Source organism: Nocardia sp. NRRL S-836 (assembly GCF_001279525.1).
GTDB lineage: Bacteria > Actinomycetota > Actinomycetes > Mycobacteriales > Pseudonocardiaceae > Lentzea.
The window spans coordinates 98,983-113,902 of record NZ_LGDY01000124.1; the positions used below are offsets into that span (position 1 = coordinate 98,983).

Here is a 14,920-nt window from a genome sequence, read left to right on the forward strand (position 1 = left end):
CTTCGGCGTTCACAGCGACTGCGGGAACCGCAGCAGCCCGCCGGGGTCGTAGCGCTGCTTGACCGACCGGAGCCGGGCGAGGTTCTCGCCGTGGTAGGCGGTCAGCGGGTCGGTGAGGTGCGGGTCGGGGAAGTTCGGGTAGACGCGGCCGCTCGCGTGGTCGTGCGCCCGTTCCCACGACGCGTGCACCCAGGCGGTGTCGGTGCCGACGTGCTCGATCATGAACCGCTCGCCGCGGTGGGCGAACGCCGTGGCGGGGACCGGTGTCCTGGCGTAGGCGCCGCCCATCGGCGTGAAGTTGAGCTCGCGGCCCGGCCCGAGGTCGGAGAGCAGGGCGGGGAGCACCGCATCGGGCAGCGGGCGGCCGAAGAACTCCGACCTGCTGAGCACCGGTCCCGCACCGAGGTCGCCCAGGTCGTCGAAGGACTGCTTCAGCTCGTAGTAGGGCATCGAGCTGATGTCGCCGGTCCGCGGCGCGAGGTCCAGGAAGGCGTCGGGCTGACCGGCGCCGAACAGCACGACGCCGCTCGCCCCGATCTTGAGGTTCGCGCTCAGCTCGTCCGGTGCGTCGGGGGCGATCTCCTGCCATGCCCGCAGCACGTCACCGGCCCTGCCCAGTGGCCAGGTCAGCGCGAACCTGGTGGTCAGCTCCGCGGGCACCGGCTCGAAGACGAGCCGCGTGACCACGCCGAACTGCCCGCCGCCGGCACCGCGCAACGCCCAGAACAGGTCGGGCTCGCGGCCGGCCGAGCACTCGACGACCTCGCCGTCCGGCAGCACGACCTCGGCCGCGCGCAACCGGTCCGCGGTCAGGCCGTAGCGGCGGCCGAGCAGCCCGAGGCCGCCGCCCAGGGTGAGGCCGGCGATGCCGACGGTCGCGCCGCAGCCCGCGGGCAGGGTCAGGCCGTGCCGGTCGAGCCCGGTGTACACCTCGGCCAGCCGGGCACCACCGCCGACGGTGACGAGACCGTCGTGCATGGACACGTCGTTCATCGGCGTGAGGTCGAGGACGATGCCGTCCGTCGAGGAGCGTCCGGCGAAGCAGTGACCGCCGCTGCGGGGAACGACGTGCATGCCCGACTCTCTCGCGTACGCCAACGCGTTGACGACGTCGTCCACACCGGAACAGCGCACCACCGCGAGAGGGCGGATGTGGTGGAAGTTCGCCATCGCGGGGAGGCGGGCCCGTTCGTACTCCGGTGTCCCCGGCTGGAGGACCGCGCCGGTCAGCCTGGTCACGTCGATCACCGCGCTCACGTTACGACGAACGGCGGCCCCCGGCGCGGGAACGCGCTGGGGGCCGCCGTCGTGGGTGCCCTTCTCCGGCCGCCTAGGCGCCCTGTGCCGCCTGAGCGGCCTGACGGCGTGCCCGCGCCGCCTTGGCCCGCTTGTTGCGGATGAAGAGGAACACAGCGGCCAGCAGGCCGACGCCGGCGACCGCGGTGATGGGCAGGCCGACGGTGCCGAACATCGTCGGTGCCGGGCGGCCGTTGGCGTTGTCGCCCGGCGCGGCCACCTCGTTGGCGTTGGAGTCCTGGGTGGAGGCGGTCTTCGGCTTGGGCTGCGGTGCGCCGTCGACGAGCTTGCCGACGCCGCCGGGGCCCATCGCGAAGCCGTAGTCGAGGAGCTTCGAGGCCTGGGTGGTGATGTGGGTCGGGGTCTGCTGGCCGCGCAGCAGCACCACGACGAGACGGCGGCCGTTGCGCTCCGCGGCACCCACGTAGGTGTGCTGGGCGTCGTCGGTGAAGCCGGTCTTGCCGCCGATCGCGCCGTCGTAGTTCGCGAGGAGGCGGTTGTCGTTGGTCAGCATGATGGTGCCGCCGTTGCGGCCGGGGAACTGCGACTGCTTCAGCTTGATGGCGCTGGCGAACTCGTCGTACTTCATGGCCGCGCGGAAGATCAGCGCGACGTCGTAGGCCGACGTGCTGGTGCCGGGACCGTCGAGGCCGGACGGGGTCACCGCGCGGGTGTCGAGGGCGCCGAGCTCGCGGGCCATGGCGTTCATCTTGCGCACCGCGTTCGGCACGCCGCCGAGCTGGCGGGCCAGCGTGTGCGCCACGTCGTTGCCGGACGTGAGCAGCAAGCCGTGCAGCAGCTGGCGGACCGTGTACTGGCCGCCGTCGCGCAGGCCGACGCAGGTGCACTCCTGCTGCGTGTCCTCGGCCGAGGCGGTCACCACCATGTCGCCGCGCAGCTCCTTGGTGACGACGAGCGCGAGCAGCACCTTCATGACGCTCGCGGGCCGCTGCCGGCCGTGCGGGTCGTACGCGGCGATGACGGCGCCGCTGTCCATGTCCGCCAGCAGCCACGTGGCCGCGGTGTTGCCGCTCGGCGGCTGCGCCGAGTTCGGCGGCAGGATCAGGCCGCACTCGCCGAGCCGGTCACCACCGACCGGCTTCTCCGGAACGTCCAGCGGGGACACCTTCTGCCCTGGTGCGGGCTGCTCCGAGGTGTCCACCGGTGGTGGCGGGGTCTCGCGGTTCGCGCATTGGGCCGAAAGGCTCTGCTGTGCCGTGCCGGTCGGTGCGGCGAACGCGGCTGTGGCCGTAGCTAGGACCAGGGCGACGATGAGCCGATGGGTGAAGGGCACGCCCCCAGGCTATCCACCCCCGTTGAGCGTCGTGCACGCACCACGTCCGATACTGGTCGCCGTGAAGCTCTCGCGCCCGATGTCACTCTTCCTGGTGGCTTTCGGAGTGTGGTCGTGGGTGATCTGGCCCACGTTCCTGAAGAACATCTGGAACGACCCCCGTTCGTTCAGCGACGGACCGACCCCGTTCTTCACGGTGCACCTGGTGCTCGTGATCGCCTCGCTCGTCTTCGGCACCGTCATCGGCGTGCTGGGCGTGCGGGGTTTCCTGGCCACCCGACGTCGATAAGGAAAACGCTGTGGAGTTCGTACGCCTGGTGCTGGTGTTCCTGCACCTGCTCGGCATGGGCATGCTCGTCGCGATGATCATGTTGCAGGCCAGGGCGGGCAAGGACGCCCCCGTGAACAAGGGCTGGCTGCACGGCGCGGCACTGCAGCTGCTCACCGGCATCGCACTGGTCGGCATCGACCCGCTGATCGACACGGTGAAGTACGACCACATCAAGATCGGCGTCAAGCTGCTGGTCCTCGTCGCCATCGCCGTGGTCGTGGCGATCAACATCAACAAGCCCAAGGCCCCGTCCTGGCTGCTGCCGACGGCCGCCTCGCTCGTCGTGCTGAACGTGGGCATCGCGGTCTTCTGGACCTGATCGAGGGATGTCGTGACCACTCGCGGGTGACGTCCGCCCACTGCCCGCGCGGCATGTCGGGCGCAGCGCAACCATCGCGGCATGTCACGAATCGCCTACATCGGTGTGCTCACCGCGGGCGCGGTGTTGACGCTCGTCGGACTGCACGGCGCCGTCCCGCAGGCTTCGGCCTCCGGCGACGCCACCACCTGCGCCGCCTCGTGGTGCCTGAAGGAACGTCCGGGCTGGCCCCTGCCTGAAGAACGAGGCGAGCCCACGACCAAGACCACCTGGTCCAAGCCGTCAACGACCACGACGACCACCACCACGTGCACGTCCACCGATACGACCACGACGTCGACTGACACGACCACGACGTCTTCGACCACGTCCTCGTCGTCGACCACATCGACCTCGACCACGTCGTCTTCGTCGTCCACGTCTTCGACCTCGACCACGCCGTCCTCGTCCACGTCGTCGTCCTCGTCGACGTCGTCTTCGTCCTCGACCACACCTCCTTCGACGACCACGTCCGTTTCCACGACCACCACCCCTCCCGCAACGACGACCACCACGGCACTGATCACGAAGACCAAGCCCGTGGCGGCACCGCCCCACGAGGACAACGCCCTGGCCAACACCGGCGCCTCGACCGGCTGGCTGACCGCACTCGGCACCCTGCTGACCCTCGCAGGCGCACTCCTGCTCCTGCTGGACCGCACCAGGCGCCTCCACCGACGCTGAGCTCTGGAATTGTCGGTGGTGCTCGTCACACTGGTGGGGTGCGAATCGAACTGCTGCGCGAACGCAGCGATCTCGGCGTCATCAGCGCCACCACCCTGAGGTCCCTGGGCGTCTCGAACCCGTGGCGCCGATGCACCTCAGACGGCCCGTGGCAACGCATGTACCCCGGCGTCGTCCTGCTGCACAACGGCCCACCCACCCCGGACCAACACCTCACCGCCGCCCTGCTGCGAGCAGGCCCCGGCGCCGCAGTGACGGGCGCCGAGGCCTGCCGCCGCCACGGCCTACCGGCCCGAGGCCGCGAACTCCACCTGCTCTCCCCCACCACGATCCGCGGCACCGGCCCCCTGATCATCGAACGCGCCACCCCCATGCCCCCGTCCACCGACGTGGGCGGCTTCCCGGTGGTGTCAGCGGCCAGGGCGGTCGTGGACGCCTGCCGCCAACTGCGCTCACCCGACGAGGCCACAGCCCTGATCGCCGCCGCCGTCCAAAGGGGCCGCTGCACCGTGGAAGGCCTGCGCGCGGAGGCCCGCACCAACCGCTACGGCACCAACCTCGTCCGCACCGTCCTGGCCGACCTGGGCCGCACGGAGTCCATCGCCGAACGCGACGCCCGCCGCCTCTCCCGCCGCATCCGGCTGACCACACCGCACTGGAACGTCACCATCACCGACGCCGACGGCCACCCCATCGGCAGACCGGACGCCTGGTTCGACGACGTGGCCCTCGCCTGGGAAATCGACTCCCGCGCCTTTCACTACGGCCCCCGCGACTACGAAAGAACCCTCGCCCGCAACACCAGGTACGCAACGGCCGGGATCCTCGTCGTGCAAACCCTCCCGACCCGCCTCCACACCCACCCGGACCAGGTCGCATCAGAACTGCGAAGGGCCCACCAGGCCGCCGCCGCACGCCCCCGCCCACCAGTACAAATCGCGGACCCCAAACAGACACCTCAAACCCGCAGCAAACCCGAGACCGAGCGAAGCGAGACGAACCCTCCCTGACCTCAGGCATTTGCACGCCCGTCGAGCGAAGCGAGGCGTTTCTACCTTCCCTTGACGGGCAGCGATATCAAGCCCGTGGTCTTGCGATTGGGGCTTGACTTTGAGGGCGGGGCGATATCCTGGTAGGGATCGGCCGGGCTCCTTATGCCCGGCTTTTGAAGGCCTTTTGAAGGCCGACTCATCGCCCCGTTAGAGGCTCGAAGTCAAGCCCCAATCGCTATCGTCGCGAAGCGGCGATGAACCCACAACGTCGTCCCTGCCTGACCAACCCCGGTGCCAAGGCGATCGCCGCGTTGCCTGCAAGACCACGGTGCCAAGGCGACAGACAACGGACGCAACCCAACCCCGGTGCCAAGGTGACCGACAATCGTGCCTGATCATCCACGGTGCCAAGGCGACAGACGCACAGACGAACGCACAGACGAACCCCTACCGCCGCCTCCACCGCATCCCCAACACGGCCCCAACCACAGCCCCCACCCCCACCAAAATGGAGGCCGAAGGCCCCTCCCGCACCGAAACGACCGGCCGAATCACCGCCGGAGCCGGCGCCTGCACAACCTCCGGCTCCCGATTTTCCTTGGCAGTGGCCGTCCAAGCCGCAATGAACAACAAGAACTGCGCCACCAAATTCGCAAACACCAACACACCGATGACCGACCCGAAAGCAGCCGAAGTCGGCGATGACGTCACGAACGACAAGAACACGGTGGCAGCCTGCTTCAACACCTCGAATCCGATGGCAGCCGCGAAAGCCCCGCGCAACGCACTGCGCCACCCGACCGGCCTGCGCGGCAACCGCGCGAGCACCCACAGGAACACCAGCCAGTTCGCCAGCAGCGACAGGATGATCGTGCCGATCCGCAGCAGCACGTGCGCCCAGCCGGCGTTCTCCAGGCCCATCCACTCCAGCATCTGCTTGGCGAACCCGGTGCCGGCGGCGGTGATGCCGAACGACAGCACGATCGCGAGCCCCAGTCCGAGGAGCGACAGCAGGTCGCGCCACAGGGTGCCGAAGAACGGGAGGTTCTCCTTGGGGTGGCCCCACTGCGCGGTGAGGGCGTCGCGCAGGTTGCTCATCCAGCCGAGGCCGGAGTAGGCGGCGCCGAGCAGGCCGATGATGCCGACCGTGCCCTTGGAGTCCAGCGCGGTGTTCACGGCGTCGTTGATCTGGCCCCTGAGCTGCGCGTCCGGCACGGCTTCCGCGATGCTCTGGCGCAGGTCGGCCAGCAGGTCGGGCTGGGACTGCAGCACGAAACCCGCGATGGCGAAGCCGATCATCAGGATCGGTACGAGCGAAAGCACGCTGAAGTACGTGACGGCGGCGGCGTAGTGGGTGCCGTACCGCTCCGTGAAGCGCTCATAGGCCAGAACGATGTGGTCGAGCCACGCGTACTTCTGCCGCCACTTGTCCACGGGAGAAACGCTAGTGCAAGTGCACTAGCCCGGCAGAACGAAGCCGATCTTCTCGTACGTGCGGCGCAGCGTGGCGGCCGCGGCGTCGCGGGCTCGTTCGGCGCCGCGGGCCAGGATCTTGTCCAGGCCGGCCGGGTCGTCGAGGTACGTGCGGACGCGTTCCTGCACCGGCGTGACCCACTCGGTGAAGACCTCGCCGAGGTCCTTCTTCAGGTCGCCGTAGCCCTTGCCGTCGTAGTCGGCGACGAGCGACTCGACCGTGCGGCCGGTCAGCGCCGAGAAGATGGTGAGCAGGTTCGAGACGCCCGGCTTGTTCTCGACGTCGAAGACGATCTCGCGGCCGGTGTCGGTGACGGCCGAGCGGATCTTCTTCGCGGAGCGCTTCGGGTCTTCGAGCAGCTCGACGACGCCGCCGGGGACCGACTTGCTCATCTTCGAGGTCGGGTCCTGCAGGTCGTAGATCTTGGCCGTGTCCTTGACGATGTACGCCTCCGGCAGGCGGAACGTCTTGCCGTAGCGCGAGTTGAAGCGGGTCGCGAGGTCGCGGGTCAGCTCCAGGTGCTGGCGCTGGTCCTCGCCGACCGGGACGTAGTGGGCCTGGTACAGCAGGATGTCCGCGGCCTGCAGGATCGGGTACGTGAAGAGGCCGACGCCGACGGCGGCTTCCTGACGTGCCGACTTGTCCTTGAACTGGGTCATCCGCGAGGCCTCGCCGAAGCCGGTGAGGCACTGCATCACCCAGCCGAGCTGGGCGTGCTCGGGGACGTGCGACTGGACGAACAGCGTCGCGCGGTCCGGGTCGATGCCCAGCGCCAGCAGCTGGGCGGCCGAGACGCGGGTGTTCTGCCGCAGTTCCTTGGGGTTCTGCTCCACGGTGATCGCGTGCAGGTCGACGACGCAGTAGAACGCGTCGTGGTCCTCCTGCAGGGCCACCCACTGCCGCACCGCACCCAGGTAGTTGCCGAGGTGGAACGAGCCTGCCGTGGGCTGGATGCCGGACAGGACACGCGGCCGACGAACGGGCTCTGCGGGTGCGTTCTCCGTGGACACGGACGAAATCTTCTCAGACCGGGGAAATCAGCTCAGCGGGGTGTCCTGCTGGGCCAGGTCGACGCGCTGGTTCTGCGCGGAGACCGTCGCAGGCCTGCGGCGCTGCTTCACGAAGCCGTACACCAGACCGCCGACCCCGGCCGTGACCGCGATCAGACCGACGGGACCCGCGGCGGTGCCAGAGACACTGCTCTCCACCGCAGCACTCAGCACGAAACTCACGCCTTGCACTTGCCGAGCCTCCCCAAAGCACAGACCACCCCGGAACGGGTGAACCTTGCTGACTGATTGGCCGCCAAGCTACCGAGGACCGGTAGCGTCCATGCGCCAAGTCAGACTATCGGCCACTGGTGATCGGATCGCACTCGCCCATATGTCGTAGTCCGCTGACGGGCGTTACGCCCTGCTAGTGAAGCCATGGCCTGAAGCTCACGCACAGTACGCGCGGACCCGTGTTCGGACCCGGCCATGCGGCTGATCGTCTCCTCCATCAACGTGCCGCCGAGGTCGTTCGCGCCGCCGTTGAGGATCTCCGCGGTGCCCTCGTCGCCGAGCTTGACCCAGGAGCACTGGATGTTGTCGATGCGCCCGTGCAACGCCAGCCGCGCGAACGCGTGCACGGCGCGGTTGTCGCGGCGGGTGGGGCCGGGGCGGGCGACGCCGGCCAGGTAGATCGGGGCGTTGCGGTGCACGAACGGCAGCGCGACGAACTCGGTGAGCCCGCCGGTGCGGTCCTGCAGCTTCGCCAGCACCCGGAAGTGGCTGAGCCAGTGGCCGGGGTGGTCGACGTGGCCGTACATCATCGTCGAGGACGAGCGGATGCCCAGCTCGTGCGCGGTGCCGACGACGTCGAGCCAGGTGGCGGTCGGCAGCTTGCCCTTGGTCAGCACCCAGCGCACGTCGTCGTCGAGGATCTCGGCCGCGGTGCCGGGGATCGTGTCGAGGCCGGCTTCCTTGAGCTCGGTCAGCCACTCGCGCACGCTGACGCCCGCCTTGGCCGCGGCGGAGACGATCTCCATCGGGCTGAACGCGTGGACGTGCATGCCGGGCAGCCGCTTCTTGATCGCGCGCACGACGTCGGCGTAGTAGGTCACCGGCAGCTTGGGGTCGATGCCGCCCTGCATGCAGACCTCGGTGGCACCGCTGTCCCACGCCTCCTGCGCGCGGTCGGCGACCTCCTCGGCGCTGAGCCGGAACGCGTCCGCGTCGCGCTCGCGCTGGGCGAAGGCGCAGAAGCGGCAGCCGACGTAGCAGACGTTCGAGAAGTTGATGTTCCGGTTGACCACGTACGTGACGTCGTCGCCGACCACCTCGCGGCGCAGCTCGTCGGCGAGGCGGACCATCTGCTCCAGCCCGTCGCCGTCGGCGGTCAGCAACGCCATCGCGGCGTCGGTGTCGTCGAGCAGCGCGGCCGGGTCGTCCGCGGCGAGCTTCAGCCCACGTTGGACGTCCTCGGGAAGCCGTTGCGGCGCAACGGGAACCTTCAGCTCGGCCCAGTCGCCGTAGACCTCGTCGAAGTCGCCGCGGCGGTCACCGGTGCGGCCCTCGGTGTCGATGGCGGTGTTGAGGTCGGCGCGGCCGTAGGTGTCGAGGCCGCCGTCCGGTTCCTGCCACTCGCGGCCGACCACGGGCGCGTCCGGGTTCGCGAGGCCGTTCTCCAGCGCCAGTGCGGAGACGTGCGCGGTGAGCCGGGTGTCGATCCACTGGCCAGCGGCCGCGCGGACGTACCGCGGGTAGACGTTCAGCCGTTCCCGCAAGGAGAAACCGGCTTGACCGGTGATCTCCGCGAGCGTTTCGACCTGTGGCCACGGCTGTTCGGGGTTCACGTGGTCGGGCGTGACCGGCGAGACGCCGCCCCAGTCGTCGACGCCCGCGCGCAGCATGAGGCCGAACTCCTCGCCGACCAGGTTGGGCGGCGCCTGCACGCTGACCGTCGACGGCATCACCAGGCGCGCGACGGCGATCGTCGCGGCGAGCTCGGTCAGGTCGGCGTCGGGCATGCCGCGCATCGCCGTGTCCGGCTTCGCGCGGAAGTTCTGGATGATGACTTCCTGGATGTGCCCGTACTGCTTGGCGACCTGTCGCATCGCGAGCAACGACTCCGCGCGCTCGGTCAGGTTCTCGCCGATGCCGATGAGGATCCCGGTCGTGAACGGCACGTTGACGCGCCCGGCGTCGGTGAGCACGCGCAGCCGGACCGCGGGTTCCTTGTCGGGGCTGCCGTAGTGCGGGCCGCCCTTCTCGCTCCACAGCCGCTCGGCCGTGGTCTCCAGCATCATGCCCATGCTGGAGGCGACCGGGCGCAGCCGCTGCAGCTCCTCCCAGCTCAGCACGCCGGGGTTGAGGTGCGGCAGCAGTCCCGTCTCCTCCAGCACCGCGATGGCGCTGGCCCGCACGTAGTCCAATGTGGACTCGTAACCGCGGGCCTCCAGCCACTCCTTCGCGGCCGGCCACCGCTCCTCCGGCCGGTCGCCGAGCGTGAAGAGCGCTTCCTTGCAGCCCTGCGCCGCTCCCGCACGCGCGATCTCCAGCACCTCGTCGCGTTCCAGGAACGCGGCGGGCAGCTTGTGCGGCACGGTCGCGAACGTGCAGTAGTGGCACCTGTCCCGGCACAACCTGGTCAGCGGGATGAACACCGACCGGCTGTAGGTGACGACACCGGGACGCCCCTCGGCGAGCAGGTGCGCGTCCCGCACCCGGCCCGCCGCGGCCAGCAGCGCGTCCAGGTCCTCCCCGCGCGCGTGCAGCAGGACCGCGGCCTCGGTCGCGTCGAGCACGGCACCGTCGGCGGCCCTGCGCAGCGCACGCCGCATGGCCGCAGCGCTCGGACGGGGCTGCGGTGGGGTTAGAGAGATGTCCACTGCCACGTCAACGACCTTAGGCCGCCGAAATTCCTGATCAGTTGTGATCAGCTGTGGGACATCCCACTTGTCAGCGCACCGAGACGAGCAGTTCGGTGTTGCGGTCCAGCGGCGTGCCCAGCGGATCCGTGCGCGAGTGGATGTCGTTGTAGGTGAACTCGCGGCAGAGGCTGGCCAGCGCCGCGTCGCCGCGGTCGTCGTAGTCGACCTGGTACGGCGCATCGGCTTCGAGCAACGTCGTGAACAGCGACAACGTGCCGTCACCGTTGTCAGCCACCTCGATCACGCGGGCGTGCTGCGGGTAGTCGACGTGGGCGGCGGTGTTGATCTCCCAGAAGCTCCTGGACGGCGTGTCGTGCCGGTGCGGCGTGATCACGTTGCGGTGCGTGTGCCCGTTGACCCACGCCAGCACGTTCGGGAACCGGTGCAGCAGCCGGACCAGCGCGCCACCGTCCATGCGCGGGTCGAGCGGGCGGCGGCGGTCGGGCAGGACGTTGCCCATCGTGCCGCTCGTGTGGTGGCTGAACAGCACGAACAGCTCGTCCGTGACGTCCTGCCGCTGCGGCAGGCCGAGCCAGTCGTAGTAGAGCGAGCTGTTGCGCCGGAGCGTCCGCTCGATCCAGTTGAGCTGGTGCAGGCCGATCGACCCCTCGGAGAAGCCGGCGAGGTTCGTGGTGTCCATGCTGATGCCGGTCACGCCCGGCGCCATCCGGAACGTGTAGAAGACGTCGACACCGTCAGCGTTGGCGTCCGTGTAACCGTGTCCACCCGTCGGCAGATGCTTTCGCACGTACTCGCCGGTGGTGAACAGCCTGCGGCGGTCATCGGGCGTCACGGTCCGGACGACGCCGCCACTCGCGAGGATGGCCATCGCTTCCGGAACGGCCTTGGGGTCGTTGAACGCCTGCGCGACCTTCGCGTTCTGCACCGGATCACCGAAGCCGACGATCTTCTTCCGGCCGGTGTACCAGCTGTCGAGCAGCCCGTCCGGCAACGCACCGACCACGCTGTCGTCGTGGTTGCCGATCGTGGCGTACCAGGGGATGTCGAGTCCCGGACTGGTGAACGCGCGCACGGCCGCGTCGAGCAACCCCGGCAGGTGCGGGAACCCGGCCGCCTTGTAGTCGTCGGTGCCGGCGAGGTCCGGCTGCCAGAACGTGCTGATGCCCGCGTTCTGCACGCCCTCGTACCGGCTGTCACCGGTGTTCGGGGTGATGGTGCCGCCGTTGAGGACCGTGAGGAACCAGTCGAGCTCCACGTTCTCGTGGTTGTCGGTGTTGTCGCCGGTCGTGATCAGGAAGTCGAACTTCCGCCCGGTGAGCGGCCCGTGCCTGACCGCGTTGACCCGCTTGACCAGCGCCGTCGACCCCTGCGCGGTGAGCGCCTCCTGGGGCCGGTGCGCGCTGGACCCCATGAGCGGGTGCAGGTACTCGAACCGCAACGGGCTCTGCGCGTCGCAGATGTGCATGTCGCTGAACTGCACGAAGCTCGCGAGGGCAGTGCGCCGCGCCTCCCGTCCCGCCTTGGCCGGGACGAGGTCACCGCGGACCACCGTGGGCCAGCCCGGTCCTGCGGTGAGCCTGCGGTACCCACTGGCCCCGACCGGCACGGCCGTTGCTTCGAGCGTGGTGCCCGCGGTGCTCGCAAACGCTTGCGAGTCGAGCAACGGCACACCTGCCGCACCCACACCCATTGCCAGCAGGAAGGACCGCCGGGTGAAACCAGTCATGACGCCGCCCCGATTCATCGATGGTGAATCGTGTTCATGTTCAGGGAGCGGCGGGGTGAAATCGATCGGTCAGCCGGGCGACAAGAGCGATAAAGGCTGGTCGGGCTGGGGCGGACGGCCGACTCGACAACCGGCCGTGCGGCGGCGTTGCAGGGGCGGGAGGTGTGCCGTGACGAGAGACGGGTCGCCGCAGGAGGTCGACACCGGGTGGAGCAGACGACCGTGACCGGTGCGTGGTCCGACCAGCGCTCCGCGCGTCCTGCGTCGCTCAGCCGAGCCCGGCCAGCAGCTGACGGATGTGCTCCTCCAGCCGAGGGCGCTTCTCCGTGAGCACCTGCCACACCAGAGCGTCGTCCACGCTCGCGTAGCCGTGGATGAGGATGTTGCGGAATGCCACGATGCGGGGCAGGTCGGGGATCGAGGCGGCGAGCTTCTGATCGACCTTCGAGAGGTTGTTGAGCGCCTCGCCGACGATCTCGAACTGGCGCTCGACCGCTGACCTCAACATCGCGTCGGCCAGGTAGTCCGCGAAGGACTTGCCGCCGCTGAACTCAGCGAGCAGTTCGGTGGCGCGCATGGCATCCCACAGGTAGGTGCGGGGATCACGCCGCATACAGGGTTTCCTTGGTGTCCATGACCTGCTGCCGGAAGTACGGGTTGCGGATGCTCCCGCTGACGACCAGGTCGACCGGCCGGGCGAGGATCCGCTCCAGGCCTTCCTTCAGCGCGAAGTACGTGCCGAAGTGGTCGAACCCCGGCGTGACGTCGAAGTCCACGAGGATGTCCACGTCGCTGGACTCGGCGTTGAACGACTCGCCGGTCGCGGAGCCGAACACGTCGAGCCGCCGGACGCCGAGCGCGCGGCACAGGTCCTCGATCTCGGTCAGCCTCGCGGCCACGACCTCATGCACCCTCGCCACCTCCCGGCCACGATTGTGCCCGATCCCCGGCGCCCGGTCAGTCCGAGTAGACGACCGTGACCGGTGCGTGGTCCGACCAGCGCTCCGCGTACGTCGCCGCCCGCTCCACCACCGCGGACGTCGCGCGGGCCGTCAGCCCGTCCGTCGCCACCTGGTGGTCGATGCGCCAGCCCGAGTCGTAAACAACGGACCGGCTGCGAGTTGTGCGACTGTCAGCTCCGCGCCACGCAGTCCGAACACAGTCCTCTTGCCACCGACGCCCGGTTGGCGCCCCCGTTCGCCGGGACTGGAATCCCGTTACCGATCCGCTCCCATGCCCCTGGATCACCGGAGATCTTTCCCCAGTACCTCTCAATGTCCGACTCCGTGTTGTGTTGACAGTCAGGCAGATGGGCAAGCGAAGCTGGGCTGATCAGGATCAACTCGTGAACGGGGACGCGTCGAGTCGGAGCGGCACGGGTGTGCTCGCATTGACCGATCAGCAGGTCGCACTTGACGCAACGGCTCTCCACGCCGTGACCATGTCATCCGTCGACAGACCAGTCAAACAGAATGGCGACAGGCACACGGTCCGGCTACCGCCCGCTGTATTTCGCCGCCCACCGGACGCATCTCTGCAGCACACATGGCGTCGCAGACTACGGCTCACCGTCAGACGGGCCGTTCTCATCGACCCGATTCATCCCCTGAACCGGTGTCGTCAGCATCGCCCTGCTGGACGTCCGTTTCCGCTCGGTCATCGACCAGGGCACACCAAGGTGGTTCCAGCTGGAAGTGCGGGACGCGGCCTGCGCGATCGTCGGAATGTCCGGCTTGCTCGCGTTCTTGGCGAGCACGCGGACCTTCAGATAGTCGAACGCAGACTTGGCCATGGCAGCAGCGGTCGCCGCCCAGACGACCTCCGAGCGAATGAGTGATCGGGTCGTCGGTTCGTGGGCGGCCACACCGTCGAGCGTCCGCCCCGGAGGTCCCTGCTTGTCAGACAGGGGTTCTCCGTACAGCAGCTTGAAGACACTCGTAGATATGAATTTCAAAGGCGTAGGAACGGCCCACACGAGTTGAAGACCTGGCACCGAAGCGGTACGGCCAGCATCCTCTGCGGTATCGCGAGTCGTCGGAGACCTACGCGGAAGTCATGGATAGCCATGCGACCTACCGCATGGATCAGTGCGAAGGCCAGTCGAAGGTGACCGTCACAGGAGCATGATCGGACCATCGTTCCTGGTAGGAGGTCGCACGCTCGACGACTGCTGACGTGGCGGTCTGCGCGATGCGATCCGTTGTGACGACGTAGTCGATGCGCCAGCCCGAGTCGTTGTCGAACGCCTTCCCGCGGTACGACCACCACGAGTACGGCCCGGTCACGTCGGGGTGCAGCGCGCGCACCACGTCGTTGTACCCGGAGGCGAACACCGAGGTCATCCACTCCCGCTCGTAGGGCAGGAAGCCGGACTCCTTCTGGTTCGTGCGCCAGTTCTTCAGGTCGGCCTGCTGGTGGGCGATGTTCCAGTCGCCGCACACGACGACCTCGCGGCCCGAGACGGCGGCCTTCTCCCGCAACGACACCAGGTACGGCAGGAAGGCCGCCATGAAGCGGTCCTTCTCGGCCTGGCGTTCGGTGCCGACGTCGCCGGAGGGCAGGTACAGGGAGGCGACCACGACGCCGGGCAGTTCGATCTCCACGTAGCGGCCGCTCGACTCGAACTCGGAGGCGCCGAAGCCGATGCGCACCGATGACGGTTCAACGCGCGAGAGCACGCCCACGCCTGCGCGGCCCTTCAGCGACGACGGGGCGTACACGGCGTGCCAGCCGGGAGGTGAGTGGAGCTCCGGGGCGAGGTCGGTGGGTTCGGCGCGGACCTCCTGCAGGCAGACCACGTCCGCGGCGGAGGCTTCGAGCCACGCCAGGTAGCCCTTCTTGGCGGCAGCGCGCAGACCGTTGACGTTGACCGTGGAGACCGTGAGCACGAC

General features: G+C 68.9%; 15 protein-coding genes and 1 pseudogene. 3 read left to right on the top strand and 13 right to left on the bottom strand.

Features of this window, described 5'->3' with window-relative positions; all coding sequences use genetic code 11:
- Positions 1–9 precede the first annotated feature (9 nt).
- Positions 10–1,248, bottom strand: a complete 1,239-nt coding sequence (locus ADL03_RS33185; RefSeq protein ID WP_197288861.1) for an FAD-binding oxidoreductase — start codon at positions 1,246–1,248, stop codon at positions 10–12.
- An 82-nt stretch (positions 1,249–1,330) separates the two neighbouring features.
- A complete protein-coding gene (locus ADL03_RS33190) occupies positions 1,331–2,590 on the bottom strand; it encodes a D-alanyl-D-alanine carboxypeptidase family protein (RefSeq protein ID WP_053737541.1) in 1,260 nt (419 codons plus the stop codon).
- Between the two features lie 61 nt (positions 2,591–2,651).
- On the opposite strand from ADL03_RS33190, the gene ADL03_RS33195 reads away from it, so the two are divergent.
- Positions 2,652–2,879, top strand: a complete 228-nt coding sequence (locus ADL03_RS33195; protein ID WP_053737542.1) for an SCO4848 family membrane protein — start codon at positions 2,652–2,654, stop codon at positions 2,877–2,879.
- A 10-nt stretch (positions 2,880–2,889) separates the two neighbouring features.
- A complete protein-coding gene (locus ADL03_RS33200; protein ID WP_053737543.1) occupies positions 2,890–3,240 on the top strand; it encodes a hypothetical protein in 351 nt (116 codons plus the stop codon).
- A 95-nt stretch (positions 3,241–3,335) separates the two neighbouring features.
- On the opposite strand, the gene ADL03_RS48935 is transcribed toward ADL03_RS33200, so the two are convergent.
- Positions 3,336–3,896 carry a hypothetical protein gene (locus tag ADL03_RS48935; RefSeq protein ID WP_197288862.1) on the bottom strand — a complete coding sequence of 187 codons (561 nt, stop codon included), beginning with the start codon at positions 3,894–3,896 and terminating at the stop codon, positions 3,336–3,338.
- 105 nt (positions 3,897–4,001) lie between these two features.
- Between ADL03_RS48935 and ADL03_RS33210 the strand changes: the two genes are divergently transcribed.
- Positions 4,002–4,973 carry a hypothetical protein gene (locus tag ADL03_RS33210; protein ID WP_197288863.1) on the top strand — a complete coding sequence of 324 codons (972 nt, stop codon included), beginning with the start codon at positions 4,002–4,004 and terminating at the stop codon, positions 4,971–4,973.
- A gap of 429 nt (positions 4,974–5,402) precedes the next feature.
- On the opposite strand, the gene yhjD is transcribed toward ADL03_RS33210, so the two are convergent.
- The 10 genes and pseudogenes from yhjD to ADL03_RS33250 all read right to left on the bottom strand — a co-directional run bounded on the left by yhjD (position 5,403) and on the right by ADL03_RS33250 (position 14,917).
- Positions 5,403–6,389, bottom strand: a complete 987-nt coding sequence (yhjD, locus tag ADL03_RS33215; protein WP_053737545.1) for an inner membrane protein YhjD — start codon at positions 6,387–6,389, stop codon at positions 5,403–5,405.
- 24 nt (positions 6,390–6,413) lie between these two features.
- On the bottom strand, positions 6,414–7,448 hold the full coding sequence (gene trpS, locus ADL03_RS33220) for a tryptophan--tRNA ligase (protein ID WP_369809048.1): 1,035 nt from the start codon (positions 7,446–7,448) through the stop codon (positions 6,414–6,416).
- An 18-nt stretch (positions 7,449–7,466) separates the two neighbouring features.
- Complete coding sequence (locus tag ADL03_RS47610) at positions 7,467–7,661, bottom strand: hypothetical protein (RefSeq protein WP_157529545.1); 195 nt, start codon at positions 7,659–7,661, stop codon at positions 7,467–7,469.
- Positions 7,662–7,771: 110 nt separating this feature from the next.
- Positions 7,772–10,306 (bottom strand): bifunctional FO biosynthesis protein CofGH, encoded by a 2,535-nt coding sequence (locus tag ADL03_RS33225; protein ID WP_082373677.1) that lies wholly within the window; start codon positions 10,304–10,306, stop codon positions 7,772–7,774.
- Positions 10,307–10,370: 64 nt separating this feature from the next.
- Positions 10,371–12,029 (bottom strand): TIGR03767 family metallophosphoesterase, encoded by a 1,659-nt coding sequence (locus ADL03_RS33230; RefSeq protein WP_053737548.1) that lies wholly within the window; start codon positions 12,027–12,029, stop codon positions 10,371–10,373.
- A 268-nt stretch (positions 12,030–12,297) separates the two neighbouring features.
- A complete protein-coding gene (locus tag ADL03_RS33235; protein ID WP_053737549.1) occupies positions 12,298–12,642 on the bottom strand; it encodes a DUF86 domain-containing protein in 345 nt (114 codons plus the stop codon).
- Positions 12,632–12,940 (bottom strand): nucleotidyltransferase family protein, encoded by a 309-nt coding sequence (locus tag ADL03_RS33240; RefSeq protein WP_053737550.1) that lies wholly within the window; start codon positions 12,938–12,940, stop codon positions 12,632–12,634. Before ADL03_RS33240 ends, ADL03_RS33235 begins: the two co-directional genes overlap by 11 nt.
- A 46-nt stretch (positions 12,941–12,986) precedes the next feature.
- Positions 12,987–13,130: pseudogene (locus ADL03_RS49930) on the bottom strand (exodeoxyribonuclease III); the annotation flags it as partial.
- 457 nt (positions 13,131–13,587) lie between these two features.
- Complete coding sequence (locus ADL03_RS33245; RefSeq protein WP_157529546.1) at positions 13,588–13,893, bottom strand: hypothetical protein; 306 nt, start codon at positions 13,891–13,893, stop codon at positions 13,588–13,590.
- A 220-nt stretch (positions 13,894–14,113) separates the two neighbouring features.
- The gene (locus ADL03_RS33250) at positions 14,114–14,917 is read right to left on the bottom strand and encodes an exodeoxyribonuclease III (protein WP_053737552.1); all 804 of its coding nucleotides are present in this window, start codon (positions 14,915–14,917) and stop codon (positions 14,114–14,116) included.
- Positions 14,918–14,920: the final 3 nt, after the last annotated feature.